Origin of the sequence: Pseudomonas fluorescens, assembly GCF_002022275.1 — a bacterium.
Taxonomy (GTDB): domain Bacteria; phylum Pseudomonadota; class Gammaproteobacteria; order Pseudomonadales; family Pseudomonadaceae; genus Aquipseudomonas; species Aquipseudomonas fluorescens_AJ.
Window position 1 is genome coordinate 1 of sequence record NZ_MSDF01000031.1, and the last position, 22,265, is coordinate 22,265.

Here is a 22,265-nt window from a genome sequence, read left to right on the forward strand (position 1 = left end):
GTAATCCACCGCAACAATGCGGCCCAGCTCATAACGCAAAAGCAGCGAGCGCCCCACACCGTTATCCAGCCGCTCAACCCGCTCCAAAAAATCCCGCGAAATCCGCAGCCGGTTGTCATACGCATCACTGATCGCCGTCAGCGAACCATCGCGAAAGTGATAGAACCGCGAGCCCTGAGCCAGCACCAGCTCATCAGGCAACGAACCCAGATAAATCGCGGCCTCAGCAGGACTGTTGGTGATCGCAGGGCGGGAGACAGTCGGAAGCGGAAACTCAGTCGAACGATTCTCGTGATCCGTCCAGACCACTGAATCACCCACCACCGCCAGCCGCTGCGCCAGCGAATGACTCCAGCCAAACCCCAACCCGCAATCCACTTCTGCGGCACTGGTGCGATACAACCGCGTCCACTCAAACGGCAAAATCCCGTCCAGCGTGCCGTCGGTCAGTGCCAGCAATTCCTCGCCGGTCACCATCGACACCGGGCAGCCGTTGGTAGCGGTCTTACCGGCTGAAGCCGATGCGTCGCCTGCGGGGTTTTTTCCCGACGCAGGCACATCGTCGACATGTTCCTGCCTGACCAACATCGTGCGTTGCGATGGGCTGCGAACCGCTGTAACCGGGTTTGAAACCACCTGATCCCCAGTCTTCAACGACGCCGCCGGAATCGTCTTGACTGAAATCGGCGGCCCACCCAGCAAGATCGGCCTGGCCAGTTCAACATGCTCATCCACGCTGGATTTATTAAACTGCACGGCTATATGTTCCAGCCACTTGCGCGCCCGGCGAGACTTGATACCACTGAGCACCTTGGTACTGATGCGCACCACCATGCCCATTCCACAGGTGGCGAGACCCAGCAACAAGGTAATCAGCACTTCGACGCTGATCTCCCCCAGGAACTCGTTCATATACGGCGGCGGCAGCATCCGTATCCAGCTGACCAGCGCCGAGAGATAGATAAACATCAGCGGCTCATCACTGAGCACCAGCAAACCTTTCGCGAGGGTTTCGGCGTTTAGTGCCAACAATTTTTCAAAGTCGGTTTGGGTCAGGTAGTGCAGCAGTTTTTCGGCATGGATCAGTGGGTGTGCAATCCACTCGCACAGCTGCTTGAAGGTGTCCCAGAGCGTGTTCAAAGCCTCGCCAAATCCACGGGCATAGGCTTGGTGCAGCAATAGGTAACGCTTGAGGAAATTCGCTTCGGAATAGTTCTCCCAGAGTGGCTCGAAAGTGGTCGTCCACTCACTGCGCAACCAGCCCTCCAGCGGCGCAATAACCGACTGATAGGAGGCGTACAACGCCTTGTAATGGGTTTTGGAGACATTGGGGTAGAAGTTGACCCGGTACAGCTGGTTGCGATCGCACTCAGTGACTTCGAGGATACCGCTCGGGCCGATGGTTTTATGAATGGGCTCGCCCAACGGGCCGCCAGCCGGATCGACACGTTGCAGCACGACCGGCGTATTGCCGATGGGCACGAACCGCGAACTCTGGAACATGTGCACCAGGGTCAACGTACCCTTGGCCTTGCAGGTGGCAACGATGCTGCTGGGGAAGAGGGAATGGTTGATCGGCGCAACCAGCGCCACTTCATCTCCGACCTTGAACACTTGCTCGACATCGAGTGCCGAAAAGCTGAAGAAGCTTTCTGCCCAGCTGTCGTAGCTATTGAGGCAGCGCCGAAAGTCGCTGAGGACGGCTTCGACGTCGCGCGTTTTCGAATCCATGGCGGCCAGTACCAGAAAGCCAATGTTTTGGCTGGTAGCGGCGATCAAGAGGCAGCCCCGACAATCAGGGCACTAACAAAAAAAACCATCTGCAATCCCTCGCACTGTGTGATCAGGCGAAGGACTTTGCAGAGGTTTTCAGGGAAGTTATGTAGAGCTTGTCTGGGTAATGCGTGGGACATTTCAACAGATGCCGTGCTCTTGATATCAGGCACCGATTTCCTTGTGAAAATGGCTGACCGGGCCCTGTCACGTTCGGTCACCACTAGACAGTGCAGCAGGTCGGCGAACCCCGGTTAGACTTACCTGTCGATATCCGCATTGCCCAGCCTGTCGTAATCCAAGGAAGCCTCATGTATTCAAGCCGACTGATCCTGTTTCTCACGACCTTGCTGGTGCTGGCTGGCTGCTCCACTTCACGCGGCCCGCAACAGCCTGAGCGCAGCGAGGCCGAGGTGAAGGCGCAGATCGTGCGCTTGCTGCCCGCAACAGTGGTAGACCGCAATGGCTGGGCGCAGGATATCTACACGGCCTTCGACACCCAGAAGATCTACCCCGGCACCGAAAATATCTGCGCCGTGCTCGCGGTGACCGAGCAGGAGTCCACCTATCAGGTCGACCCACCCGTGCCGAACATGGGCAAGATCGCCCAGGATGAAATCCTGCGACGTGCCGGCAAAGTCCACGTGCCGGCTTTTGTCGTGCGTACCACGCTGCAATTGCGTTCGCCTACGGGCAAGTCTTACGCCGACCGCCTGAACGCCGCGCGCACCGAAAAAGACCTGAGCGGGATATTTGATGACTTCATCAGCATGGTGCCCTTGGGCAATACGCTGTTCGGCGGCTTCAACCCGGTGCATACCGCCGGCCCCATGCAGGTCAGCATCGAGTTTGCGCAAAAACAGGCACGGGGCTATCCCTATACGGTCGATGGCTCGATTCGCCGGGAGGTCTTCACCCGCCGCGGCGGGATGTATTTCGGCATCGCCCATTTGCTCGGTTACCCGGTGAATTACGACCAGCCGCTGTACCGCTTCGCCGACTTCAATGCCGGTTGGTACGCGAGCCGTAACGCTGCGTTCCAGGCCGCCGTGAGCCGTGTCACAGGTACCGATCTGGCATTGGATGGGGATTTGATTCGCTACGGTTCATTGTTGCCGGGCACCACCGAGCTGGCGGTGCGTTCCCTGGGCGCGAAACTGGACATGCGCAACCCCAGCATCCGCAGTCAGCTGGAGCAGGGCGAGCAGTTGGATTTTGAAGAGACGACGCTCTACAAACGCGTGTTTGCGTTGGCGGACAAAGCTGCAGGCAAGCCAATGCCACGGGCGATTTTGCCGGGCATCGTGCTCAAGAGCCCGAAGATCACCCGCAACCTCACCACGGCGTGGTTCGCCAAACGCGTGGATGAGCGCTATCAGCGGTGTATGAAGCGTTAACTGATTACCCATGATTGGTTGGGCTGATGGTGGTAGCGGATGACGGCAGGTTGAGTTAAATCTCGACTTTGTCGCCAGGGAAGAATTCACCATGATCGCTCACGCCGTGCCTGAAGGTTTTGTTTCACTGCCGCGCAGCAGCCCGCTTCTGGATTTGCTGGGGCCGGCGTATTGCCGAGGCGAAGGCCTGAAACTGGAAATCGGCCTGCGCGCGGATAATCGCCATGCCAATGGGCGTGGCACAGTGCATGGCGGGGTGTTGGCGACCCTGGCAGATGTGGGTATGGGTTACGCGATGGCGTTTTCCAGCGAGCCGCCGTTGCCGCTGATTACGGCAAGCATGACGATCGATTACTTTGGGGCCGTGCAGGTGGGGGAGTGGATAGTGGTGCGATTGGAGCACCACAAGCGCGGCCGGCAAATGGCGTTTGCCACGGTGAGCTTGCAGGTGGGAGAGAAAGTAGTGGCGCGGGCGAATGCGGTGTTTGCGGTGCCACGGAACGACTGACAACGCTGGCCCACTGTGGGAGCTGGCTTGCCTGCGATTACGGTGGACCAGCTTGCCTATCCGGCGCAGGTATACCGCTATCGCAGGCAAGCCAGCTCCCACAGTGGATTCGTATTTATTCAGGAATATTGCAAAGTAAAGAAAAGGCCCGGTTTTCGTGGAACCGGGCCTTGTCCATGTTGCTCTTTGAATCAGCTGCGTTCGAGGGCGAGGGCTACACCCTGGCCGCCACCGATGCACAGCGTGGCCAAGCCTTTCTTGGCATCGCGCTTGATCATTTCATGTAACAGGGTCACCAGCACGCGACAGCCTGAGGCACCGATCGGGTGGCCGATGGCGATGGCGCCGCCGTTGACGTTGACCTTATCCGCATCCCATTCCAGCTCTTTACCCACTGCCAAGGATTGCGCGGCGAAGGCTTCGTTGGCTTCGATCAGGTCCAGGTCGCCCAGGCTCCAACCGGCTTTGTCCAGGCAGCGGCGGGTGGCCGAGACCGGGCCTATACCCATGATCGCCGGGTCGACACCGGCATTGGCGTAGCTGGCGATACGGGCGAGAACCGGCAGGCCGAGTGCTTTGGCCTTGTCGGCGCTCATCAGCAGTACCGCGGCGGCACCGTCGTTGAGGCTGGAGGCGTTGCCGGCTGTAACGCTGCCGTCTTTCTTGAAAGCGGGTTTCAGTTTGGCCTGGGACTCGGCGGTGGTGCCGGCGCGTGGTTGCTCGTCCACTGCGAAGGCAATAGGGTCGCCTTTGCGCTGGGGAATCAGGATCGGCGTGATCTCATCGGCAAACCGCCCGGCTTCGATGGCGGCGGCGGCTTTCTGTTGCGATGCGGCAGCGAATGCGTCCTGGGCTTCACGGCTGATGCCGTATTTGTCCACCAGATTCTCGGCGGTGATGCCCATGTGGTAGTCGTTGAACGCATCCCACAGGCCGTCGGTGATCATGCTGTCGATCATCTTGGCGTGGCCCATGCGCAAACCGGTGCGCGCGGCGGGCAACACGTACGGGGCAAGGCTCATGTTTTCCATGCCGCCGGCGATGATCACCTCTGCGTCACCGCAACGGATCGCTTGAGCGCCCAAGTGCAGAGCCTTCAAGCCCGAGCCGCAGACCTTGTTCAGGGTCATGGCGGGTACGGCGTGGGGCAGGCCGGCGAGAATCGACGCTTGGCGCGCAGGGTTTTGGCCCGAGCCCGCAGTCAGTACTTGGCCGAGGATAACTTCATCGACTTCAGCCGGGTCCAGACCGGTTTGCTCCAACAGGCGACGGATGACAGCCGCGCCCAGTTCCGGTGCCGGAATATTCGCCAGCGAACCCTGGAAGCTGCCCACGGCGGTGCGGGTGGCAGCAACAATCACGACGTCTTGCATGGAATCTGTCCTCACTGGAAGTGCATTTCTGGAACGTGGTCCGGGACGATCAGTTTACCGGCGGTCTTGCTCACAATCTCTTCAACGCTGACGCCAGGTGCGCGTTCCTTGAGGACAAAAGCGCCATTTTCGATTTCCAGGTATGCAAGGTCAGTCAACACACGCTTGATGCACTTGGCGCCGGTCAGCGGCAGGCTGCATTGGCTGAGCAACTTGGACTCACCGTCCTTGGACGCGTGGGTCATGATCACGATGATATTTTCTGCGCCGGCCACCAGGTCCATGGCACCGCCCATGCCTTTGACCAGTTTGCCGGGGATCATCCACGAGGCAATGTTGCCCTGTACGTCTACTTCAAACGCACCGAGTACCGTGAGGTCGACGTGGCCGCCGCGGATCATTGCGAAGGATTCGGCGGAGGAGAAAATCGACGCGCCGATGCGCGCCGTCACCGTCTGCTTGCCGGCATTGATCATGTCGGCATCAATGGTTTCTTCGGTAGGAAACGGGCCCATGCCCAGTAGGCCGTTTTCCGACTGCAGCATGACTTCCATGCCTTCGGGAATGTAGTTGGCCACCAGGGTCGGAATGCCGATGCCGAGGTTGACGTAGAAACCGTCCTGCATTTCACGGGCGACTCGTTGAGCCATTTGTTCGCGGGTAAGAGCCATTTCATGTGTCCTTATTGTTCGGGCCGAAGGCGGATTATTTGCGCACGGTGCGCTGTTCGATGCGCTTCTCGAAAGTGCCGCAAATGACCCGATCGACGTAGATCCCAGGGGTATGGATATGCGCCGGGTCCAGCTCGCCTGGCTCGACGATCTCCTCGACTTCAACCACGGTGATCTTGCCGGCAGTAGCGGCCAGCGGGTTGAAGTTCTGCGCGGTGTGGCGGTAGATGACGTTGCCGAAGTGGTCAGCTTTCCAGCCTTTGACAATGGCGAAGTCGCCGGTGATGGATTCTTCCATCAGGTAAGGGCGGCCATTGAATTCACGGGTTTCCTTGCCTTCGGCAACGGGGGTGCCAACGCCGGTAGCGGTGAAGAAGGCCGGAATGCCAGCACCGCCTGCGCGCATTTTTTCTGCGAGGGTGCCTTGAGGGGTCAGTACCACTTCGATTTCGCCGCTGAGCAACTGTTTCTCGAACAGGGCGTTTTCACCGACGTAGGAAGCGATCACTTTGCTGATCTGTTTTTCTTCCAGCAGTACGCCCAGGCCGAAACCGTCGACGCCGCAGTTGTTGGAAACCACGGTCAAATCGCGGGTGCCTTTGCGCTTGATTTCGGCGATGAGGTTTTCCGGAATGCCGCACAAGCCGAAACCGCCGGACAGTACGGTCATGCCGTCTTCCAGGCCTGCCAGCGCTTCTTCATAGGACGCCACGCGTTTATCGAAACCTGCCATATGCACCTCTTTTATTGTGTGTGGTCCAGCCAGTGACCTGAGTGTTGCGCTGCCGGATTGATTTGTTAAGTTGTTTTTTAAGGTTGATTGATTTAAAAAACAGCATAGTCGATTCGCCCTCCGGAGTAGCGCCATGACCGTCAAACAGATGCGGGCCTTTCTGGCCGTGGCCCAGAGCCTGAGTTTTGCCGCCGCTTGCGAGCGCTTGCACCTTTCCCAATCGGCGTTGAGCTTGACCATCAAGGGGCTGGAGGAAGGTCTGGGCGGGCGCTTGTTCAGCCGCAACACGCGCAACGTGGCGCTGACGCCTGAAGGTGAATCCCTGCTGCCTCTGGCACGACGGTTGATTGCGGATTGGGATAATGCCGAAGATGAGTTGCGTCAGCGTTTTACCCTGCAGCGCGGGCGCGTGACAGTGGCGGCGATGCCGTCGTTTGCAGGTAATTTGCTGCCGCCGATCCTGAAGATATTTCGCGCACGTTACCCTCAGGTGAATGTGACGGTGCACGACTTGATCAACGAGCAGGTGCTGGAGATGGTTCGCGACCGCCAGGTGGAACTGGGCGTGGCGTTCGAGCCGTCCGACGGATCCTCTCTGGCATTCACGCCTTTATACCTAGACCGGTTTATCGCTGTAGTGCCCGGTGATTCACCTTTGGCACACCGCACGCAAATCGACTGGAAAACCCTGCTGGAGCAACCCTTCATCACCTTACAACGGCCGTCTACGGTACGCGTGATGCTGGAAGATCACTTGAATGCCTTGCAGATGAAATTGCCGGTAGCGTTGGAAAGCCATCAATTGACGACGGTAGGCAAGATGGTTGCCAGTGGCTTGGGCGTCAGCGCCGTACCCGCATTGTGCGCCCGGCAGATGGAGGAGGCGGGTGCCCATTGCATCACCCTGAGCGATCCAGTGATCGAGCGGCCGATTGGCGTGTTAACCAAGCCTGGGCATGAGCTGTCGGCAGCGGCGCAGGTGTTGTTTGATATTTTCCGTGATGAAGCGAGTAAGGGGCGATTTCCGGCTTTGTTATAAACTTGATCAGGATTGGCTATTAAAAAGCCCGCTCGAATAAACGAGCGGGCTTAAATGTTTAATGCTGTTTTATCAGCAGTATCTATCAATCACTTTAACGCGCGACTGGCCGTTGAGGTGCTGCCATTCGTTATTAAGTGTGTGAAAGACCTGTTCGATAAAGTTGCGATCTGCCGCAGCCTTCTTGCCGACATAACCCTGGCCGCGGCGGTACACCTTCAGGCGCGCTGCCAGCTCACGGTTGTTACGGTCAAATTCAGCTTCTTCGGTATTGGGCGCCAGGCAGTCAAGTTGCACTTCGCCCGATTTGCCGATCCACAGAACATGATCGTCGAGAGTGTCTTTCTGCGCTGCGAACATCTCAGCCAATTCATCGATAGTTGGTTGGTTGTTCAGATTCATGTGTAAGCCCCTTGACCAGTTGGCGATCTATCAGTTGATTCGTTAATACTGCTTAGTTGTCTCCGGCTCTGAAAGCCGGGCGTCAGTAACGGTCTGCCGAGTACGGGCAGGGTCTTGAACCTGATGCATGTAGTCTTGCTGATGAACGGCTACGTGATGGTTTCATTCACGCAGACAAGCAGCGTTTGAGCTCCTTGTACCGAACCTTGCGGGTCGGTCAGCTTCATCAATCTGCCTTGTGGGCAGTGCACATCCGGGAAAAACAGCTCGGCGGTCAGACGAGCTCTTTCAAAACGCTTGTTACCAACGCTCCCGATCCGGGAGACGTCTCGATAATGCAAGGACAAAAAGGTTACGTCAACGGTTATGTAGTGATTTTTTTTGAGCACTACATAAATCGCTGTGGTGACGGGAGAATGCCGGAAAACGTGACTTGGGCGTCATTTTTTGTGCAATGGGTCTCAGGATCTCGGTGGACAATTCAGCACCGGAACCCTGTGGGAGCTGGCTTGCCTGCGATAGCGGTGTATCAGTGGTAACTACGTTGCTGACACAACGCTATCGCAGGCAAGCCAGCTCCCACATTCGGATTTGCAGTGTTCTCGTTAACGCAACCTTTCGACCAGCAGCGGCAACAGCCGCTCGCACGACGCCTCGATCTTCACCTGCAACAACTCATCCCCTCGGGTTTTGCCCAGGTTGATAGCAATCACCGGTTTGCCTTGCTCGACCATCGCCTTGCACAGACGAAAGGCCGAATAGGCCATGAGCGAGGAGCCGACCACCAGCAAACCTTCGGCGTGATTTACCGCAGCCATCGCATTGGCTGCCGTGGCCTGGGCGACGTTCTCGCCGAAGAACACCACATCCGGCTTCAAGCGCTGGCCGCTGCAGTGGGGGCAGTGAGGGACTTTGAAGCGTTCTTCAAAAACCGGATCGAGCAGCGTATCGCCGTCCGGTGCCTGTACGGCATCGACGCCCGCCAGGTACGGATTCTCATCTTCCATCACCCGCTGGATCACATCGCGGGCGCTGCGCTGCAAACAATCCAGGCACAGCACCCGGTGCAAGCTGCCATGCAACTCGATCACATCATGGCTGCCGGCCTGGTCGTGCAAGGTGTCAACGTTCTGCGTAATAAGCCCGCTGATGCGCTCGCGCTGTTGCAGTGTCGCCAGCGCAAAATGCGCCGGGTTAGGCCGCGCAATGCGCACTCTTGGCCAACCCAGCATGGCCCGGGCCCAGTACCGGCGCCGCGCTTGTGGAGTGGCCAGGAACTCCTGGTACATCATCGGTGCCTTGCCCCGACGCACACCTTCGCTGTCGCGGTAGTCCGGGATGCCCGACGACGTGCTGATTCCCGCACCGGTCAGCACCAGAAAGCGCCGTTCGGCCATAGCCCGGTGCAGGGTGTCGAGGTGGTCTTCTTGATGTTCCAGCGTGTCGAGCATGGGTTCTCCTATTCGCCGCGGATGTACTGCTCCAGCTGTCTGATCATATCGGCCTGCTCGGCAATGGCTTCTTTGACCAGGTCGCCGATGGACAACAGCCCCAGCAGTTTGCCGTCTTCGACCACCGGCAAATGGCGCAGGTGACTGTCGGTCATGATGTTCATGCATTCATCGACCTTTTTATGGCTGTCGACGGTAATAACAGGAGAACTCATCACCTCATGGACCTTGGTGGTGACCGACGACAGCCCCTTGAGCATGATTTTGCGTGCGTAATCACGTTCACTGATGATCCCTACCACCGCCCCGTCCTTGACGACCGGCAATGCCCCGACGTTTTTTTCCGACATGCGCACCAGTGCTTCAAACACGGTGTGGTCCCACTGGATGGTGTGGACGTCCTGATTCTTCTGGTCCTTGGCTTTGAGCACTTCTGCGACGGTTTTCATGGCGGCCACTCCGGTATTGTTGTTAGTAGACACGGTCCCCTACAGAATCCTAGACGGCCTGTGGCGGAGCAAGGTCCAAAGCGGCATCAAACCCGTCGAAAAACGTCATTCACCGGTTTTTTTTGGTATTTACCCGGCGTTTGAAGGCTTTTTCGCGCGCTTGGGGGCCGCTGCCGTCTTGCGTGGGGCCGCCTTGCGTTTCTTTTTCCACGGCGCGGCACCCCGACCTGCCGGGCTGGCCGGACCAGTGATGGTCATGCGCATGCCGTTGCAGCGTGCCACTTGTTTGCTCATCCAGGCCGCCTGTTTGGCGACGAACTCTTCCAGGCTCATTTCGCCGCTCTGCACCATGTCCAGCGCCTGTTCCCAGATGGCGGTGGTGCCCGGGTCGGCAATGGCGCGGGGCACTGCGTCGATCAAACTGAACGCCGCCGGGGTGGCCGATAGCGCTTTGCCGTTTTTCACCAGGTAACCACGGTCCAGCAGGCCCTGGATAATTCCGGCGCGGGTGGCTTCGGTACCAATACCAGTGGTGTCCTTGAGCTTTTGCTTGAGCAGCGGATCTTCCACCAGCTTGGCGACGTTTTTCATCGCCTTGATCAGGTCGCCTTCGGTGAACGGTTTGGGCGGCTGAGTCCACAGGTCTTTGAGGTTGACCTTGGCGACCGCGTAATCCTGACCCTGACCCTGAACCAGCATCGGCAAGGCTTGCGGCGCTGGCGCTTCACGCCCTTTGGCCGGTGCCAGTGCTTCGGGCAAGGCGCGCTTCCAGCCCGGCTCGATCACGACTTTGCCCACCGCACGCAGTGCAAAGCCTGCGCAATCGAAGTCTGCCTGGGTGCGATCGTATTCATGGTTGGGCAGGAACTGCGCCAAATAACGTGCGCGAATCAGCGTATAAACCGCGCGGTGTTTACCGGTGAGCTGGCTGACATCCTTTCCGGCCCCGGTGGGAATGATGCCGTGGTGGGCGCTGACCTTGGCGTCATTCCAGGCCCGTGAACGGCGCTGGGCATCGATATGCGGCATCAGCTCATTCACTGCGGCATCTGCACGGCCCAGTGCTGCGAGAATTGTCGGCGCGTCACTGTGCTGACTGACGGGCAGGTAACCGCAATCACTGCGCGGGTAGGTGATGGCCTTGTGGGTTTCGTAAAGTGATTGGGCGATATCCAGGGTTTCCTGGGCGCCGAGGCCGAGCTTCTTCGAACAGATTTCCTGCAAGGTACCCAGGTCGAAGGGCAGGGGGGCGACCTCGCGCATTCGCTCGGTTCGCAGCTTGACCAACCGCGCGATGGCGGCGTTTCGCATCGCATCGGCAGCGTCGCGGGCCAATTGCGGGTTGAGGCAGCGGCCTTGATCGTCACAGGCATCCTCGTCCGCTCGCCATTGAGCGGTGAAGGTCATTGTTTCGTGGCGCAGGTCCACATCAATAGCCCAGTAAGCCACGGGCACGAAGTCGGCGATGCTGCGGTCGCGGTCCACCACCAGCCGCAAGGTGGGCGTTTGCACACGGCCTACCGGCAACACGCCTTGATACCCGGATTGGCGCCCGAGCAAGGTAAACAGGCGGCTCATGTTCATGCCGATCAGCCAGTCGGCGCGAGAACGGCCGAGGGCCGAGTGATACAGGCTGAACGTCTCGGCGCCGGGTTTGAGTGCAGCCAGGGCCTTGCGGATAGAGGCGTCATCCAGCGCCGATAACCATAGCCGCTGAATCGGCCCGCGATACCGGCAATGCTCCACCAGTTCGCGAGCAATCATCTCGCCCTCGCGGTCGGCGTCGGTGGCGATCACCAGTTCCTGAGCTTCCCCCAACAGACGCTTGACGGCCTTGTACTGGCTCGCGGTCTTGGGCTTGACCTGCATCTTCCATTTTTCCGGGACGATCGGCAGGTCGGCCAGCACCCAGCGTTTGTATTTGGCGTCGTAGGCGTCGGGCGGGGCGGTTTCAAGCAGATGACCGATGCACCAGGTGACCGTGACCCCGTTCCCCACCCAGCAACCGTCGCCACGGCGACTGGCGCCGAGCACGGCCGCAATATCCTTGGCCTGGGAGGGTTTTTCACAGAGGTACAGCCGCATGCTCAGCCCATTCATTACACAGTTGAATGCAGAGCAGGATGGGCAAAAGAAGGGATTTGATCAACCATTATCTGGATGGATATACAGCGATTTGTGTGTGCCCCCACCCGATCAAGGTGGGGGCACCGCCGGTCAGTTGTTATCGATATCCACATGCCGGGTTTCTTTGAGGCAGAACAACCCGACAATCAGGCTCACCCCCGTCACCACCACCGGGTACCACAGGCCGTAGAAGATATCGCCCGTGTACACCACCAGGGCAAACGACACCGTCGGCAGGAACCCGCCAAACCAGCCGTTGCCGATGTGGTAGGGCAGCGACATCGAGGTGTAGCGGATACGCGTCGGGAACAACTCCACCATCAACGCCGCCAGCGGGCCGTAGCACATGGCGGCGATCAGGATCAGCGCCACGATCAGCACCACCACCATGGTTTTGTTGACCTGCGCCACATCCGCCGAGCTTGGGTAGCCGGCCAGCGTCACGGCGCCGCGCAAGGCGGCTTCGTCGAAACCGTCGATGCGCACGTCGCCCACGCTCACCTGCACCGGGCTGCCCGCCGGGGCAGCGCTGCTGCTGTAAGGCAGGCCCTGTTTGACCAGGAAGGTCTTGACCTTGTCGCACGGGCTGTCAAATTTCGCCTTGCCCACCGGGTCGAACTGGAAGGTGCAGGTGGCCGGGTCGGCCAGCACGGTGATCGGCGCCTGATGGCTGGCCTGGTCCATCGCCGGGTTGGTGTAGTGCGCCAGGCTTTTGAAGATCGGGAAGTACAGCGCGGTGGCCAGCAACAGGCCGAGCATCAACACCGGTTTGCGCCCGACCTTGTCCGACAGCCAGCCAAACAGAATGAAGAACGGCGCACCGATCACCACGCTGATGATCAACAGCATGTTGGCCAGCGCCGGGTCCATTTTCAGGAATTGGGTGAGGAAAAACAGCACATAGAACTGCGCCGCGTAGAAGGTCACCGCTTGCCCGCCGTTAATGCTGAACAGCGCAATCAGCACGATCTTGAGGTTTTCCCATTTGCCGAACGAGTCGCGAATCGGCGACTTGCTGGCCTTGCCTTCCTCTTTCATTTTCAGGAACGCAGGGGACTCATGCAGGCTCATGCGGATCCAGGTGGAAATACCCAGCAGCACAATCGAAAACAGGAACGGAATCCGCCAGCCCCACACCTCGAACTGATCGCCGGTGAAGTAGCGGCAGGCCAGCACCACCAACAGCGACAGCAGCAGGCCGAGGGTTGCAGTGGATTGAATCCAACTGGTGTGGAAGCCGCGTTTGCCAGCCGGTGCATGCTCGGCCACATAGGTGGCCGCGCCGCCGTATTCACCGCCCAGCGCCAGGCCTTGCAGCATGCGCAACACGATCAGGATGATCGGCGCGGCAATGCCGATGCTCGCGTAGGTCGGCAACAGCCCGACACAAAACGTCGCCACGCCCATCAGAATGATGGTCACCAGGAAGGTGTATTTGCGCCCGATCATGTCGCCCAGACGCCCGAATACCAGCGCGCCGAAAGGCCGTACCACGAAGCCGGCGGCAAAGGCCATCAAGGCAAAGATAAACGCCGTGGTGTCGTTGACCCCGGCAAAGAACTGCTTGCTGATCACTGCCGCCAGAGCGCCGTAGAGGAAAAAGTCATACCACTCGAACACCGTCCCGAGGGAGGAGGCGAAGATGACTTTCTTTGAGTCGTTGCGGGTGCTCGCATCGATTGCCGAGCCCAGGGGTTGAGCATGTTCTGACATCGGGTGTCCCTCACAGTGATTATTTATTGTTGTTCCACTGTCGGCGCCGGGTGTGGCGCCGCTATTCAGATTGCATGAACCAGTTCTTTCTCGGGAGCAAGATTCCTTGTGTTCGGCGTCAGGATCAGTTGCGCGGCTTTCTCCGCGATCATCAGTGTAGGTGAGCAAGTGTTGCCAGACGTGATGCGCGGCATCACCGAGGCATCGGCAATGCGCAGGCCGGGCACGCCGTGCACGCGCAGTTGTGCGTCGACCACGGCGTCTTTGTCGTCGCCCATGCGGCAGGTGCCCACCGGGTGAAAGATCGTCGTGCCGATGCGCGCGGCGGCTTCGTGCAATTGTTCCTCGGTTTGCAGTGAGTCGCCGGGCAGGTATTCCACCGGTTTGAACTGGCTCAGGGCGGGAGCCGCGACGATACGGCGAGTCAGGCGGATGGCATCGGCGGCCACCCGCAGATCTTCCGGATGGCTGAGGTAATTGGGCCGGATCAGCGGCGCATCCGCAGGGTTGGCCGAGCGGATATCGATACGCCCACGGCTTTGCGGGCGCAGGTCGCAGACCGACGCGGTAAAGGCCGGGAACGCGTGCAACGGTTCGCCAAAGCGCTCCAGAGACAGCGGCTGCACATGGTATTCAAGGTTGGCCGAGGTTTGTTCCGGGCCGGAGCGGGCAAATGCGCCGAGCTGGCTGGGCGCCATCGACAGCGGGCCGCTGCGGTCATACAGGTAGCGCAGGCCCATGCCCATCTTGCCGAGCAGGGTCCCGGCAACTTGGTTGAGGGTGCGGGCGTTTTCCAGTTTGTAGATCAGCCGCAGTTGCAGGTGATCCTGCAGGTTGCCGCCGACGCCCGGCAGTTCGTGCAGCACATTGATGCCCAAGGGTTTCAGCACACTGGACGGGCCGATCCCCGAGCGCTGCAGGATGCCCGGGGAGCCTACGGAGCCCGCGCAGAGCACGATTTCCTTGCGTGCCTTCCACGTCACCTGTTGGTCGTGCTGACGCCCAACGACTGCCGAAGCCCGGCCGTTTTCGAGCACCACGCGGTCGACTTCCACTTCAGTCAGCACCGTAAGGTTGGGGCGCTGGCGGATCGGTTTGAGAAACGCCTTGGCCGCATTCCAGCGCACTCCGGCCTTCTGGTTGACCTGGAAGTAGCCGCAGCCTTCGTTATCGCCCTGATTGAAGTCGCTGATCGGCGCGATGCCGCTTTGCGCCGCTGCGTCACGAAAAGCATCCAGGATCGGCCAGTGCAGACGCTGTTGCTCGACGCGCCATTCACCGCCGTCGCTGTGAAACTCCGAACCACCGGCAAAATGGTTTTCGCTCTGTTTGAACAGCGGCAGTACGTCTTTCCAGGCCCAACCTGCATTGCCTTCGGCCGCCCAGCCGTCGTAGTCCCGGGCCTGGCCGCGCATATAGATCATGCCGTTGATGGAAGAGCAGCCGCCCAACACCTTGCCGCGCGGGTAACTCAGGGCACGGCCTTGCAGGCCTTCCTGGTCTTCGGTCTTGAAGCACCAGTCGGTGCGCGGGTTTCCGATGCAGAACAGGTAGCCGACGGGAATATGGATCCAGGGGTAATTGTCGCGGCCACCGGCTTCAAGCAGCAGCACGCGATGGGCGGGGTTGGCGGACAGTCGATTGGCGAGCAGGCAGCCTGCGGGGCCGGCGCCTACTACCACGTAATCGTATTCAGCAGCTGCAATGGGCATCTGAGGTCTCGCTTGTTTTTCTTATTGGCTCCATCCTAGTTGTTAGTTTTCGTCTTAAAAATGTTAGTTTTTACCCAGCTGCTGTGCGTTTTTAAACAGCACACCACAAGGGGGGCTTGGGAAATACTTATGTCCAAGGGAGTGAGGCGACATGTTCGACTGGAATGACCTGCGGTATTTTCTGGAGTTGCAGCGCAGCGGGCGCCTGCTCACCGCCGCGCAGCGCCTGAAAACCACGCACGCGACCGTTGCCCGGCACATAGAAGCCATCGAAAAAAGCCTTGGCACCGCGCTGTTTGTGCAGCACGCCCAAGGCTACGAGCTGACCCCCGCCGGTGAAGCCCTGCTCAAACACGCCGAAGCCATGGAAAACGTCGCGTTGTTGGCTGAAGACGAACTCACCCACTCCTCTGCGCCATTGGGCAAGATCCGCCTCGGCGTGGCTGAAGGTTTGGGCGTGATGTTCCTCGCCAGCCGCATGGGCGGGCTGTTTGAACGCTATCCGGGGCTGGAAGTGGAACTGGTGGCCGTGCCGCGTTTTGTGAGCATCCTTAACCGCGAAGCGGAAATCAGCATCCACCTCGAACGCCCGAGCGTCGATCAACTGGTCACGCGCAAACTCACCGACTACCGCCTCGCGCTCTATGCCAGCCGTGCCTATCTGGACCGCAACCCGCCCATCGAAAAACGCGAAGACCTCGCAGCCCATGCGTGGATCGATTATGTGGACGATTTGCTGTTCAGCCAGGAGCTGAAGTTTCTCAGCAGTTTTTGCCGTAACCCACGCGTGGTGTTCCACAGCACCAGCGTGATTGCTCAGCATCAGGCGGCGCGTTCGGGGCTGGGGATCGCGGTGTTGCCGTGTTTTATGGCAGCGGGGGACGCAGATCTGGTGCCCTTGCTGCCGGGAGAAGGAATTTCACGCAGCTACTGGATCAGCTCGCGCAGGGAGTTGCACAAATCAGTGCGGTTGCGAGTGTTGTGGGATTACGTGGTGGAGTTGTGCGCGCGGGAGCAAGGGTTGTTGCTGGGAGAAACCTGACTGAATACACCGGATCAAAACTGTGGGAGTGGGCTTGCTCGCGAATGCTGAGTATCAGACCCGAATGAGTCGACTGATACACCGCATTCGCGAGCAAGTCGAATCGTCGCACCGCCGCTCCCACATTGGATCTGTGTGGGTTCACTGGATTGCGTCAGGCGCGCAACTCAAACTCCACGCTCCCCAACCTTTCCCCATTCACCAACACATGCACAACATGCCGGCCAGGGTAGTGCTTACGGGTGGTCATGTCGCGAATGTGCTGTTCGCGCCGAACGTGCTGCTGCTCGCCGGCTCCCAGGCTGAAGGCCTTGAGCTTGAACACCTTGTTTGCACTGTGGCCAGCGCTTTTCACGTAATCGATGGCGTAGTCGACCACCAGCTTCTGTGGCGCAGCAGCGATGGATTCCAGGCTGAAGGACAGATTGATACGCTCGCCGAGGTTGATCACTGCCGGCGTGACCTTCAAGTGGTGAAGCTTCACCTCGGCCTTGGCCCCCGCGCCCATGATCGTCAGTGCGCGCGTATTGCCTCTCTTGATCAGGCTGCGCAGGGCATGGCGGGCGATCCAGGCGGTGTGCGGGTTGTCCAGTGACCAGCCTTCGATCAGTCCCAACACCCAGTCCGGGTGGTCCTTGGTGATGTCGTTGAGGTGGTTGGCCACCGATTTGCGCACGTACAGGCTGCTGTCGGCCTTGAGGTTGTCGATGATCGCCGCGCACCGTTCAGGGTTGGCCTGCACTTCGACGAGGCGAAATGACCAGGGCAGGCGAGGGCGTGAACCTTCACTGGCCAGACGACGCACATGCTCGTTCTCATCCAGCGACCATGCCTGCATCATCGCCAGGGTGCGTTTGAAGTCCAGCAGCAGGAAGTGGCGGATGGCGAACTCGGCTGAACCAAACGTGGTGAAGTACTTGAGCGCAGCCATGGAACGCTTGAAATCCTCGTGCCCGTAACTCGCCACATAGTGTGGCAGGAACAGGCTGACAAACCCGCTGTTAAGGCGCGGCGCGAGGGCGTAAAGCAATTTGAGCGTCTGCGGGTAATCCAGCGGGATTACCGCGTGCAGGCTCTCGCTTACCCGCGCCATGCGCTGCATCACCGACAGCTCGGCCAGCCCGGTTTTGGCATGTTTGAGGAAGGCCTTGGCGTCGAACGCCGGGTACACCGCCGTCATCTCGGCAGCGATGTGTTGCAGGCGTTCAACGTTGAAGATTTCCTTGAGGGCCGGGGCGCTTTGGTCGGTCATCGGTGAGTCCGCTTGAGGGTTAGAGAAACCAGCGATATTCCCGCGCATGCAGCTCATGCTGGAAGGCCAGGTGATCCTGGCGTTTGTTTTCGCAGTACACGTCGACAAACTCGGCGCCCAGCTTATCGCGCAATACCGGCTGGTGCCTCATGGCGCGTACGGCGTCGAGCATTTCCAGAGGGAAATCGGTACCGCTGCTGCGGTCCTCGTTCAGGGGCGTGATGGGTTCGCGCTTGGCCTCAAGACCATGCTCCAGGCCGACGAGAATTGCCGCCAGCACCAGATACGGGTTGGCGTCTGCACTGGCCAGGCGGTGCTCGATGCGCAGGTTGCGCGGGTCGGACTCGGGAATGCGCACGCAGGCGTCACGGTCCTCAAAGCCCCAACTGGCGCGGGTGGCGGCGTTGACCGTGCCGCCCAGACGGCGGAAGGCGTTGTGGTTCGGCGAGAAAATCGGCATGCAGTGGGGCAGCAATTCCAGGCAACCGGCCACGGCGTGACGCAGCGGTTGCTGCTGGTGCGCCGCCAGCAGGTTGTTGCCCGCACCGTCATACAGGCTGACATGCACATGCATGCCGCTGCCGGGAAATTGCAGGTATGGCTTGGCCATGAAGCTGGCGCGGTAACCGTGCTTGAGTGCCACGCCACGTGTGCTGCGGCAGAACAGGGCAGCCCAGTCGGCGGCGCGCAGGCCATCGTCGAGGTGGCCGAAGTTGATTTCGAACTGGCCGGGGCCGATTTCGGCAGTGATCACCGTGATGTCGATGCCCTGGTCCCTGGCGGTTTGCGCCATGTCGTCGAGCACGTCACTGAAGCGCGACAGACGCTCGATGTGCAGGTTGGGCTGGTCGTCGGCGTCATCGCTCAGCGGGTCGCGGGCGAACTGTGGCAAGCCGTTGTCGAGCTTCTTGTCGAACAAATAGAACTCCAGTTCGAATGCCACCACCGGGTGGATGCCCTTGTGTTGCAGACGTTCCAGCACCTTGGCCAGCACTTCGCGGGGTTCGAATTCGATGGGGGCTTCGGTGCCGTCGGAAGTGATCAGCATCTGCCCCAGCGGTTGTGATTCCCAGCTCACCGGCTTGAGCGTGCCAGGCACCAGGCGGCGGTTGGCATCCGGGTCGCCATCGTTGAAGCAGTAGTCGCCAATCTTGAACAGCCCGCCCTGAGCCCCCAGCAGCACGGCGTTCTGCGGCAGCTTCAAGGGGCTGCCGGCGGCGACTTTTTCGAGCATCTCCACCGGGTAGCGCTTACCGTAGAAGTGCCCCGGGATGTCCAGGGCGATCAGGTCAACGTAACGCACGTCGGGATGGTTCTGGCGAAAGGTCCGTACTTCGGCCAGCAACGTCGAGGAATGGCTTTTCACGGGTGTTGCTCCTAGTTGTAAACCCACAGCACGCGGGCGGGCAGTTCGGTCAGGTTGGCGTAGCGGCAGTGGGCGAAACTGGCCAGGTGGAAGCTGTCGCCGGCGCGGAGCGTCACGCAATCCGCTTCGCCTTCCACCCACAGTGTCAGTTCACCCTCGAGCACAAACCCGGCCTGCTCGGCGCGGTCGCTCATGGTTTGCTCGCCGCTATTGGCGCCGGGTGCCAGCAAGCTGTCGAGCATTGAGAAGGCGCCGTTCATGCTGGGCGAGACGAGGATGTCGGTGATGCCGTTGGCGTAATACACCGTGCGCCGCTCGTTGGGGCGCGTGACCCAGTCCACCACCTTGGGCTTGGGCCGGCTGTAGAAGTAGGTGGTGGGCACGTCGAGGGCGTGGCTGATGGCCGTGAGGTCGGCCACAGTGGGGCGTGACAGGCCGCGCTCGACCTGCGACACAAAGCCCACCGAACGCTCGATCTTCTGTGCGAGCTGGGCGAGGGTGAGCTTCTTGTGTTTGCGCAGGTCGTGGATCAGCACGGCCAGTGTGTCGAGTTCTTCTTGTTTGCTCATGAAATTTATGTCGAATAATTTCATGAAAAATTACAGGATTTATTTCACGCAGGCAATGGCGACGACCCTTTCTGTGGCGAGGGAGCCAGCTCCCTCGCCACAGGGGGACTACTCGCGCTCGTAGCTGTCCACCTGCACGCCATCGGCGTCAAACACATTCACCCGGTTTTCTTCGTTCGCGTCCCAGATGCTGTACCTGGCGTCATTGCTGTTGGTGGGGGTGTTGTAGGTGGTGTAAGAACCGAGTTTTTTCACCACGGCGCTGTTGCGGTCGATCAGCACCAGGCCCTTGAAGCCTTCCATTTCCGCCGAGGCGAGGTTTTTCTGGAAGGCGTTGAGGGTGGTGTATTTGAGCGGTATGCGCAGTTTGCCTTCGGTGTCGACGGCGCCGTAGCGGTTGCCCTTTTTCACCACCGCCATGCCGTTGGAGAAGGGCTCGACTTCGTCGTAAGGCAGGCTGATGGACAGGGTTTTACCCTGGGGGTTGATCAGGCTGAATTTGCGGCTTTTAGGGTCTTGCACCAGTTGTGGCTGGCCCTGGATAAATGCGCCAACGGTAGTGGTGCCCGGCGGGTTGAGCTTTTGCAGTTTCAAGGTGTACACATCTTTTTGTGCGCCCTGGCCCGTGGCGGTGTAGAGGTAATCGCCGATCACTTCAATGCTGGAAAAGCGTGGCGCCAGCAGTTCCTTGCCGGCCAGGTTCCACACGCCGTAATCCGCTTCACGCTCATAGGTTTTCAGCCCCGGGCGGCCAATGAACAGGTCGCCCACCACCTGCACGTTGACGTATTTCATTGGCACCACGACCTGCTGTTTCTTCACGTCGTACACGCCGTAGGGGCCGTTGGTTTCGCGCTCGACGATCACCAGGTCGTCGTTGATCGGCTTTTCGATGATGTCGAACGGCAGCTCCTTGAGCACATTCGTGCCGGGCGTGAAGGCAAAGTACTTGAAGTGCAGTTCACTCCAACCGTCTTGCTGGTCGGTGCTGCCGACCTGCATGTGGTACACGTTCGGCATCTCGGTGTATTCGATGCGCTCGAAGCGTGGCTTGACCACCCACTGGCCCTTGTTATCGATAAAACCGTTTTTGTCGGTGGCGTTGTCGTAGGCGATATAGCGCGCCTGGGCCGGCACGCTGTTGTGCATCTCAAACGTCTGGGTTTGTGGCAGGGCCGGGTCGAGCAGGTAGATGACGATGCTCGCCGGGGTATCTTCGAAGTGGTAGGTGGCGTGCACATTGGTCAGGGGGCTGGCGGTGTCCGGCAAGCCTTTGACGAATTGCTCAAGGTGCGCCTGCAATGCGGCACTGGTGGCGTAGCGGGAGATATTGGCCTGCACGCGCAGCAGTTCGTCGTAGTAGGCGCGCAGGTTGGCCTTTTGCTCTGCGGTGGGCGAGGAATTGGAACTGCTGCCGCCACTGTAGAGGGTTTTGCCCTCGGCCGTCAGGCCCTGAATCACGAAGGTTTTGCCTTTGGGCGTGGCCAGCAGCAGGGACGCGCGGTCGTCCGCCAGCGCCGTCAATTTGTAGGTGTCGCCTTCTTCGCCCGACGCTTTCGGATGGGCCGCGTCCAGCACGATCTTCCTGAAGGAGGGGTAGGTTTGATAGGTCAGGGCGACGTTGATACGTTCAGCCGGCTTGTTGGTCTTCAGTTCGGCCTTGGTGGTGTCCTGCGCGTCGGCGTCTTCAACCCCGGCCGTCGCAAAGGGTTGTTGCGTGCCGTCGCGCCAATACACGGTCTGCACCGCATAACGTTCCTCATGGCGCTGGTCCGGCAGGGCGCCGCGTTTGAGTACCTCGCGGATGGGTTCCACGTCCAGCTTCAGCCCCGACTGGTTGTCGAAGAACACCTGATCAAATGCGGGCGTTTGCGGCTGGAGGGCTTCCAGTGCGGCTTTGAGCTGCGCCGCCGGAAAAGGCACGAAAGGCTCGTCATAACGCAGCTCTTTTTTCTCGGCGGGTGCCTTGTCGGTCTTCGATGCCGGGGAGATTTCCAGGCGCAGGCTTTCCATCATTGCGATCTGGTTGATGCTGTCTCGCGCATCAAGCACCAGGTAATTCAGGCGTTTTTTTGCGTCCGGCAGCGTCAGCGTGTGGATGTCGGCCACATCGCCTTCATTCAGTTGGTCTTCGTTGTACTCGGTACCGCCCACAAGGCCTGTGACCGCCTGCCGGTCGATCAGGTAATACGCCGCGCCGCCGATCGCGGCAGCGACCACCAGCGTGCTGGCGAGGAGCTTGGTTCGGGTCAGGGCTGTTTTCATTGTCGGCAGACTCGCAATAGGCTGGCGCAAGGTTAGCAGGCTGAATGATTCCGCGCGCCTGCGGTCGGAACCTGGGTACGCATCATTAATTGAAGGAGCACCCATGAAATCCAGATCCCTCGCTGCATGCCTGCTGGTTGCCGCCAGCCTGTGCACCGCCAGTTTCGTCGTGCAAGCCGGCGATACCCCTCAGGAAACCGTGAAGCCTTCAAGCATCAACACCCGCGACCTCAAGGAAGGCGACCGTGCCCCGGACATGCTGATGCGCAAGGAATCGGCCGTCAGCGACTGGAAAAAACGCGGCCTCAAGCAGCCTGAGGCCGACAGCCAATGGGCGCGGGTCGGTGACCGGTATGTGCTGCTTAAAACCACCAACGGCACCATCCTTGAGATCACCCCCGTCAAGAAATGACAGTGCCTGTG

General features: G+C 59.7%; 19 protein-coding genes. 5 read left to right on the top strand and 14 right to left on the bottom strand.

The window, feature by feature from the left end:
• A partial coding sequence (locus BFW87_RS21880) for a DUF6531 domain-containing protein (RefSeq protein WP_254865926.1) occupies window positions 1-1,731 on the bottom strand: 1,731 nt, incomplete at its 3' end.
• A gap of 353 nt (window positions 1,732-2,084) precedes the next feature.
• On the opposite strand from BFW87_RS21880, the gene BFW87_RS21885 reads away from it, so the two are divergent.
• Both BFW87_RS21885 and BFW87_RS21890 read left to right on the top strand, forming a co-directional pair.
• Entirely contained in the window at window positions 2,085-3,170 is a 1,086-nt protein-coding gene (locus tag BFW87_RS21885; protein ID WP_078741800.1) for a DUF1615 domain-containing protein, read from the top strand.
• A gap of 91 nt (window positions 3,171-3,261) precedes the next feature.
• Complete coding sequence (locus BFW87_RS21890; protein WP_078741801.1) at window positions 3,262-3,678, top strand: PaaI family thioesterase; 417 nt, start codon at window positions 3,262-3,264, stop codon at window positions 3,676-3,678.
• A 191-nt stretch (window positions 3,679-3,869) separates the two neighbouring features.
• Here BFW87_RS21890 and BFW87_RS21895 read toward each other — a convergent pair whose 3' ends face one another.
• Genes BFW87_RS21895 through BFW87_RS21905 form a run of 3 tightly spaced genes read right to left on the bottom strand, consistent with a single transcriptional unit; the run spans window position 3,870 to window position 6,455 of the window.
• Complete coding sequence (locus BFW87_RS21895) at window positions 3,870-5,051, bottom strand: acetyl-CoA C-acetyltransferase (RefSeq protein ID WP_078741802.1); 1,182 nt, start codon at window positions 5,049-5,051, stop codon at window positions 3,870-3,872.
• A gap of 11 nt (window positions 5,052-5,062) precedes the next feature.
• Window positions 5,063-5,722, bottom strand: coding sequence for a CoA transferase subunit B (locus tag BFW87_RS21900; RefSeq protein ID WP_017135011.1), 660 nt, complete (start codon window positions 5,720-5,722; stop codon window positions 5,063-5,065).
• Window positions 5,723-5,756: 34 nt separating this feature from the next.
• A complete protein-coding gene (locus BFW87_RS21905; protein WP_017135012.1) occupies window positions 5,757-6,455 on the bottom strand; it encodes a CoA transferase subunit A in 699 nt (232 codons plus the stop codon).
• A 133-nt stretch (window positions 6,456-6,588) separates the two neighbouring features.
• Between BFW87_RS21905 and BFW87_RS21910 the strand changes: the two genes are divergently transcribed.
• Entirely contained in the window at window positions 6,589-7,494 is a 906-nt protein-coding gene (locus BFW87_RS21910) for a LysR family transcriptional regulator (protein ID WP_078741803.1), read from the top strand.
• A gap of 72 nt (window positions 7,495-7,566) precedes the next feature.
• On the opposite strand, the gene BFW87_RS21915 is transcribed toward BFW87_RS21910, so the two are convergent.
• The 6 genes from BFW87_RS21915 to BFW87_RS21940 all read right to left on the bottom strand — a co-directional run bounded on the left by BFW87_RS21915 (window position 7,567) and on the right by BFW87_RS21940 (window position 15,348).
• Window positions 7,567-7,896: a hypothetical protein gene (locus tag BFW87_RS21915; protein ID WP_078741804.1), complete on the bottom strand. Its 330-nt coding sequence runs from the start codon at window positions 7,894-7,896 to the stop codon at window positions 7,567-7,569.
• A gap of 605 nt (window positions 7,897-8,501) precedes the next feature.
• Entirely contained in the window at window positions 8,502-9,347 is an 846-nt protein-coding gene (locus BFW87_RS21920) for an NAD-dependent protein deacetylase (RefSeq protein WP_078741805.1), read from the bottom strand.
• Window positions 9,348-9,355: 8 nt separating this feature from the next.
• On the bottom strand, window positions 9,356-9,796 hold the full coding sequence (locus tag BFW87_RS21925; RefSeq protein ID WP_078741806.1) for a CBS domain-containing protein: 441 nt from the start codon (window positions 9,794-9,796) through the stop codon (window positions 9,356-9,358).
• Window positions 9,797-9,925: 129 nt separating this feature from the next.
• Complete coding sequence (locus BFW87_RS21930) at window positions 9,926-11,881, bottom strand: DNA topoisomerase III (protein ID WP_078741807.1); 1,956 nt, start codon at window positions 11,879-11,881, stop codon at window positions 9,926-9,928.
• Window positions 11,882-12,013: 132 nt separating this feature from the next.
• A complete protein-coding gene (locus BFW87_RS21935; protein ID WP_078741808.1) occupies window positions 12,014-13,636 on the bottom strand; it encodes an MFS transporter in 1,623 nt (540 codons plus the stop codon).
• A 65-nt stretch (window positions 13,637-13,701) separates the two neighbouring features.
• Window positions 13,702-15,348, bottom strand: coding sequence for a GMC family oxidoreductase (locus tag BFW87_RS21940; RefSeq protein ID WP_078741809.1), 1,647 nt, complete (start codon window positions 15,346-15,348; stop codon window positions 13,702-13,704).
• Window positions 15,349-15,499: 151 nt separating this feature from the next.
• Here BFW87_RS21940 and BFW87_RS21945 point away from each other — a divergent pair, with 151 nt between their 5' ends.
• Window positions 15,500-16,390: a LysR family transcriptional regulator gene (locus BFW87_RS21945; protein WP_078741810.1), complete on the top strand. Its 891-nt coding sequence runs from the start codon at window positions 15,500-15,502 to the stop codon at window positions 16,388-16,390.
• A gap of 154 nt (window positions 16,391-16,544) precedes the next feature.
• Here the strand turns inward: BFW87_RS21945 and BFW87_RS21950 are convergent, their stop codons facing one another.
• From BFW87_RS21950 to BFW87_RS21965, 4 genes are all read right to left on the bottom strand, one after another.
• A complete protein-coding gene (locus tag BFW87_RS21950; protein ID WP_078741811.1) occupies window positions 16,545-17,642 on the bottom strand; it encodes a DNA alkylation repair protein in 1,098 nt (365 codons plus the stop codon).
• A gap of 19 nt (window positions 17,643-17,661) precedes the next feature.
• Window positions 17,662-19,008 carry a glutamine synthetase family protein gene (locus tag BFW87_RS21955; RefSeq protein ID WP_078741812.1) on the bottom strand — a complete coding sequence of 449 codons (1,347 nt, stop codon included), beginning with the start codon at window positions 19,006-19,008 and terminating at the stop codon, window positions 17,662-17,664.
• 11 nt (window positions 19,009-19,019) lie between these two features.
• Window positions 19,020-19,577 (bottom strand): helix-turn-helix domain-containing protein, encoded by a 558-nt coding sequence (locus tag BFW87_RS21960; RefSeq protein WP_078741813.1) that lies wholly within the window; start codon window positions 19,575-19,577, stop codon window positions 19,020-19,022.
• 108 nt (window positions 19,578-19,685) lie between these two features.
• The gene (locus BFW87_RS21965; RefSeq protein ID WP_078741814.1) at window positions 19,686-21,842 is read right to left on the bottom strand and encodes a WG repeat-containing protein; all 2,157 of its coding nucleotides are present in this window, start codon (window positions 21,840-21,842) and stop codon (window positions 19,686-19,688) included.
• Window positions 21,843-21,945: 103 nt separating this feature from the next.
• Between BFW87_RS21965 and BFW87_RS21970 the strand changes: the two genes are divergently transcribed.
• Window positions 21,946-22,254: an RcnB family protein gene (locus BFW87_RS21970; protein ID WP_078741815.1), complete on the top strand. Its 309-nt coding sequence runs from the start codon at window positions 21,946-21,948 to the stop codon at window positions 22,252-22,254.
• Window positions 22,255-22,265 lie beyond the last annotated feature (11 nt).

What these genes read in the sequence shown, in the direction of transcription:
- BFW87_RS21885 (WP_078741800.1), top strand. Translation starts at nt 2,085, where the DNA reads ATGTATTCAAGCCGACTGATCCTGTTTCTCACGACCTTGCTGGTGCTG.
- BFW87_RS21890 (WP_078741801.1), top strand. Translation starts at nt 3,262, where the DNA reads ATGATCGCTCACGCCGTGCCTGAAGGTTTTGTTTCACTGCCGCGCAGC.
- BFW87_RS21895 (WP_078741802.1), bottom strand. Translation starts at nt 5,051, where the DNA reads ATGCAAGACGTCGTGATTGTTGCTGCCACCCGCACCGCCGTGGGCAGC.
- BFW87_RS21900 (WP_017135011.1), bottom strand. Translation starts at nt 5,722, where the DNA reads ATGGCTCTTACCCGCGAACAAATGGCTCAACGAGTCGCCCGTGAAATG.
- BFW87_RS21905 (WP_017135012.1), bottom strand. Translation starts at nt 6,455, where the DNA reads ATGGCAGGTTTCGATAAACGCGTGGCGTCCTATGAAGAAGCGCTGGCA.
- BFW87_RS21910 (WP_078741803.1), top strand. Translation starts at nt 6,589, where the DNA reads ATGACCGTCAAACAGATGCGGGCCTTTCTGGCCGTGGCCCAGAGCCTG.
- BFW87_RS21915 (WP_078741804.1), bottom strand. Translation starts at nt 7,896, where the DNA reads ATGAATCTGAACAACCAACCAACTATCGATGAATTGGCTGAGATGTTC.
- BFW87_RS21920 (WP_078741805.1), bottom strand. Translation starts at nt 9,347, where the DNA reads ATGCTCGACACGCTGGAACATCAAGAAGACCACCTCGACACCCTGCAC.
- BFW87_RS21925 (WP_078741806.1), bottom strand. Translation starts at nt 9,796, where the DNA reads ATGAAAACCGTCGCAGAAGTGCTCAAAGCCAAGGACCAGAAGAATCAG.
- BFW87_RS21930 (WP_078741807.1), bottom strand. Translation starts at nt 11,881, where the DNA reads ATGCGGCTGTACCTCTGTGAAAAACCCTCCCAGGCCAAGGATATTGCG.
- BFW87_RS21935 (WP_078741808.1), bottom strand. Translation starts at nt 13,636, where the DNA reads ATGTCAGAACATGCTCAACCCCTGGGCTCGGCAATCGATGCGAGCACC.
- BFW87_RS21940 (WP_078741809.1), bottom strand. Translation starts at nt 15,348, where the DNA reads ATGCCCATTGCAGCTGCTGAATACGATTACGTGGTAGTAGGCGCCGGC.
- BFW87_RS21945 (WP_078741810.1), top strand. Translation starts at nt 15,500, where the DNA reads ATGTTCGACTGGAATGACCTGCGGTATTTTCTGGAGTTGCAGCGCAGC.
- BFW87_RS21950 (WP_078741811.1), bottom strand. Translation starts at nt 17,642, where the DNA reads ATGACCGACCAAAGCGCCCCGGCCCTCAAGGAAATCTTCAACGTTGAA.
- BFW87_RS21960 (WP_078741813.1), bottom strand. Translation starts at nt 19,577, where the DNA reads ATGAGCAAACAAGAAGAACTCGACACACTGGCCGTGCTGATCCACGAC.
- BFW87_RS21965 (WP_078741814.1), bottom strand. Translation starts at nt 21,842, where the DNA reads ATGAAAACAGCCCTGACCCGAACCAAGCTCCTCGCCAGCACGCTGGTG.
- BFW87_RS21970 (WP_078741815.1), top strand. Translation starts at nt 21,946, where the DNA reads ATGAAATCCAGATCCCTCGCTGCATGCCTGCTGGTTGCCGCCAGCCTG.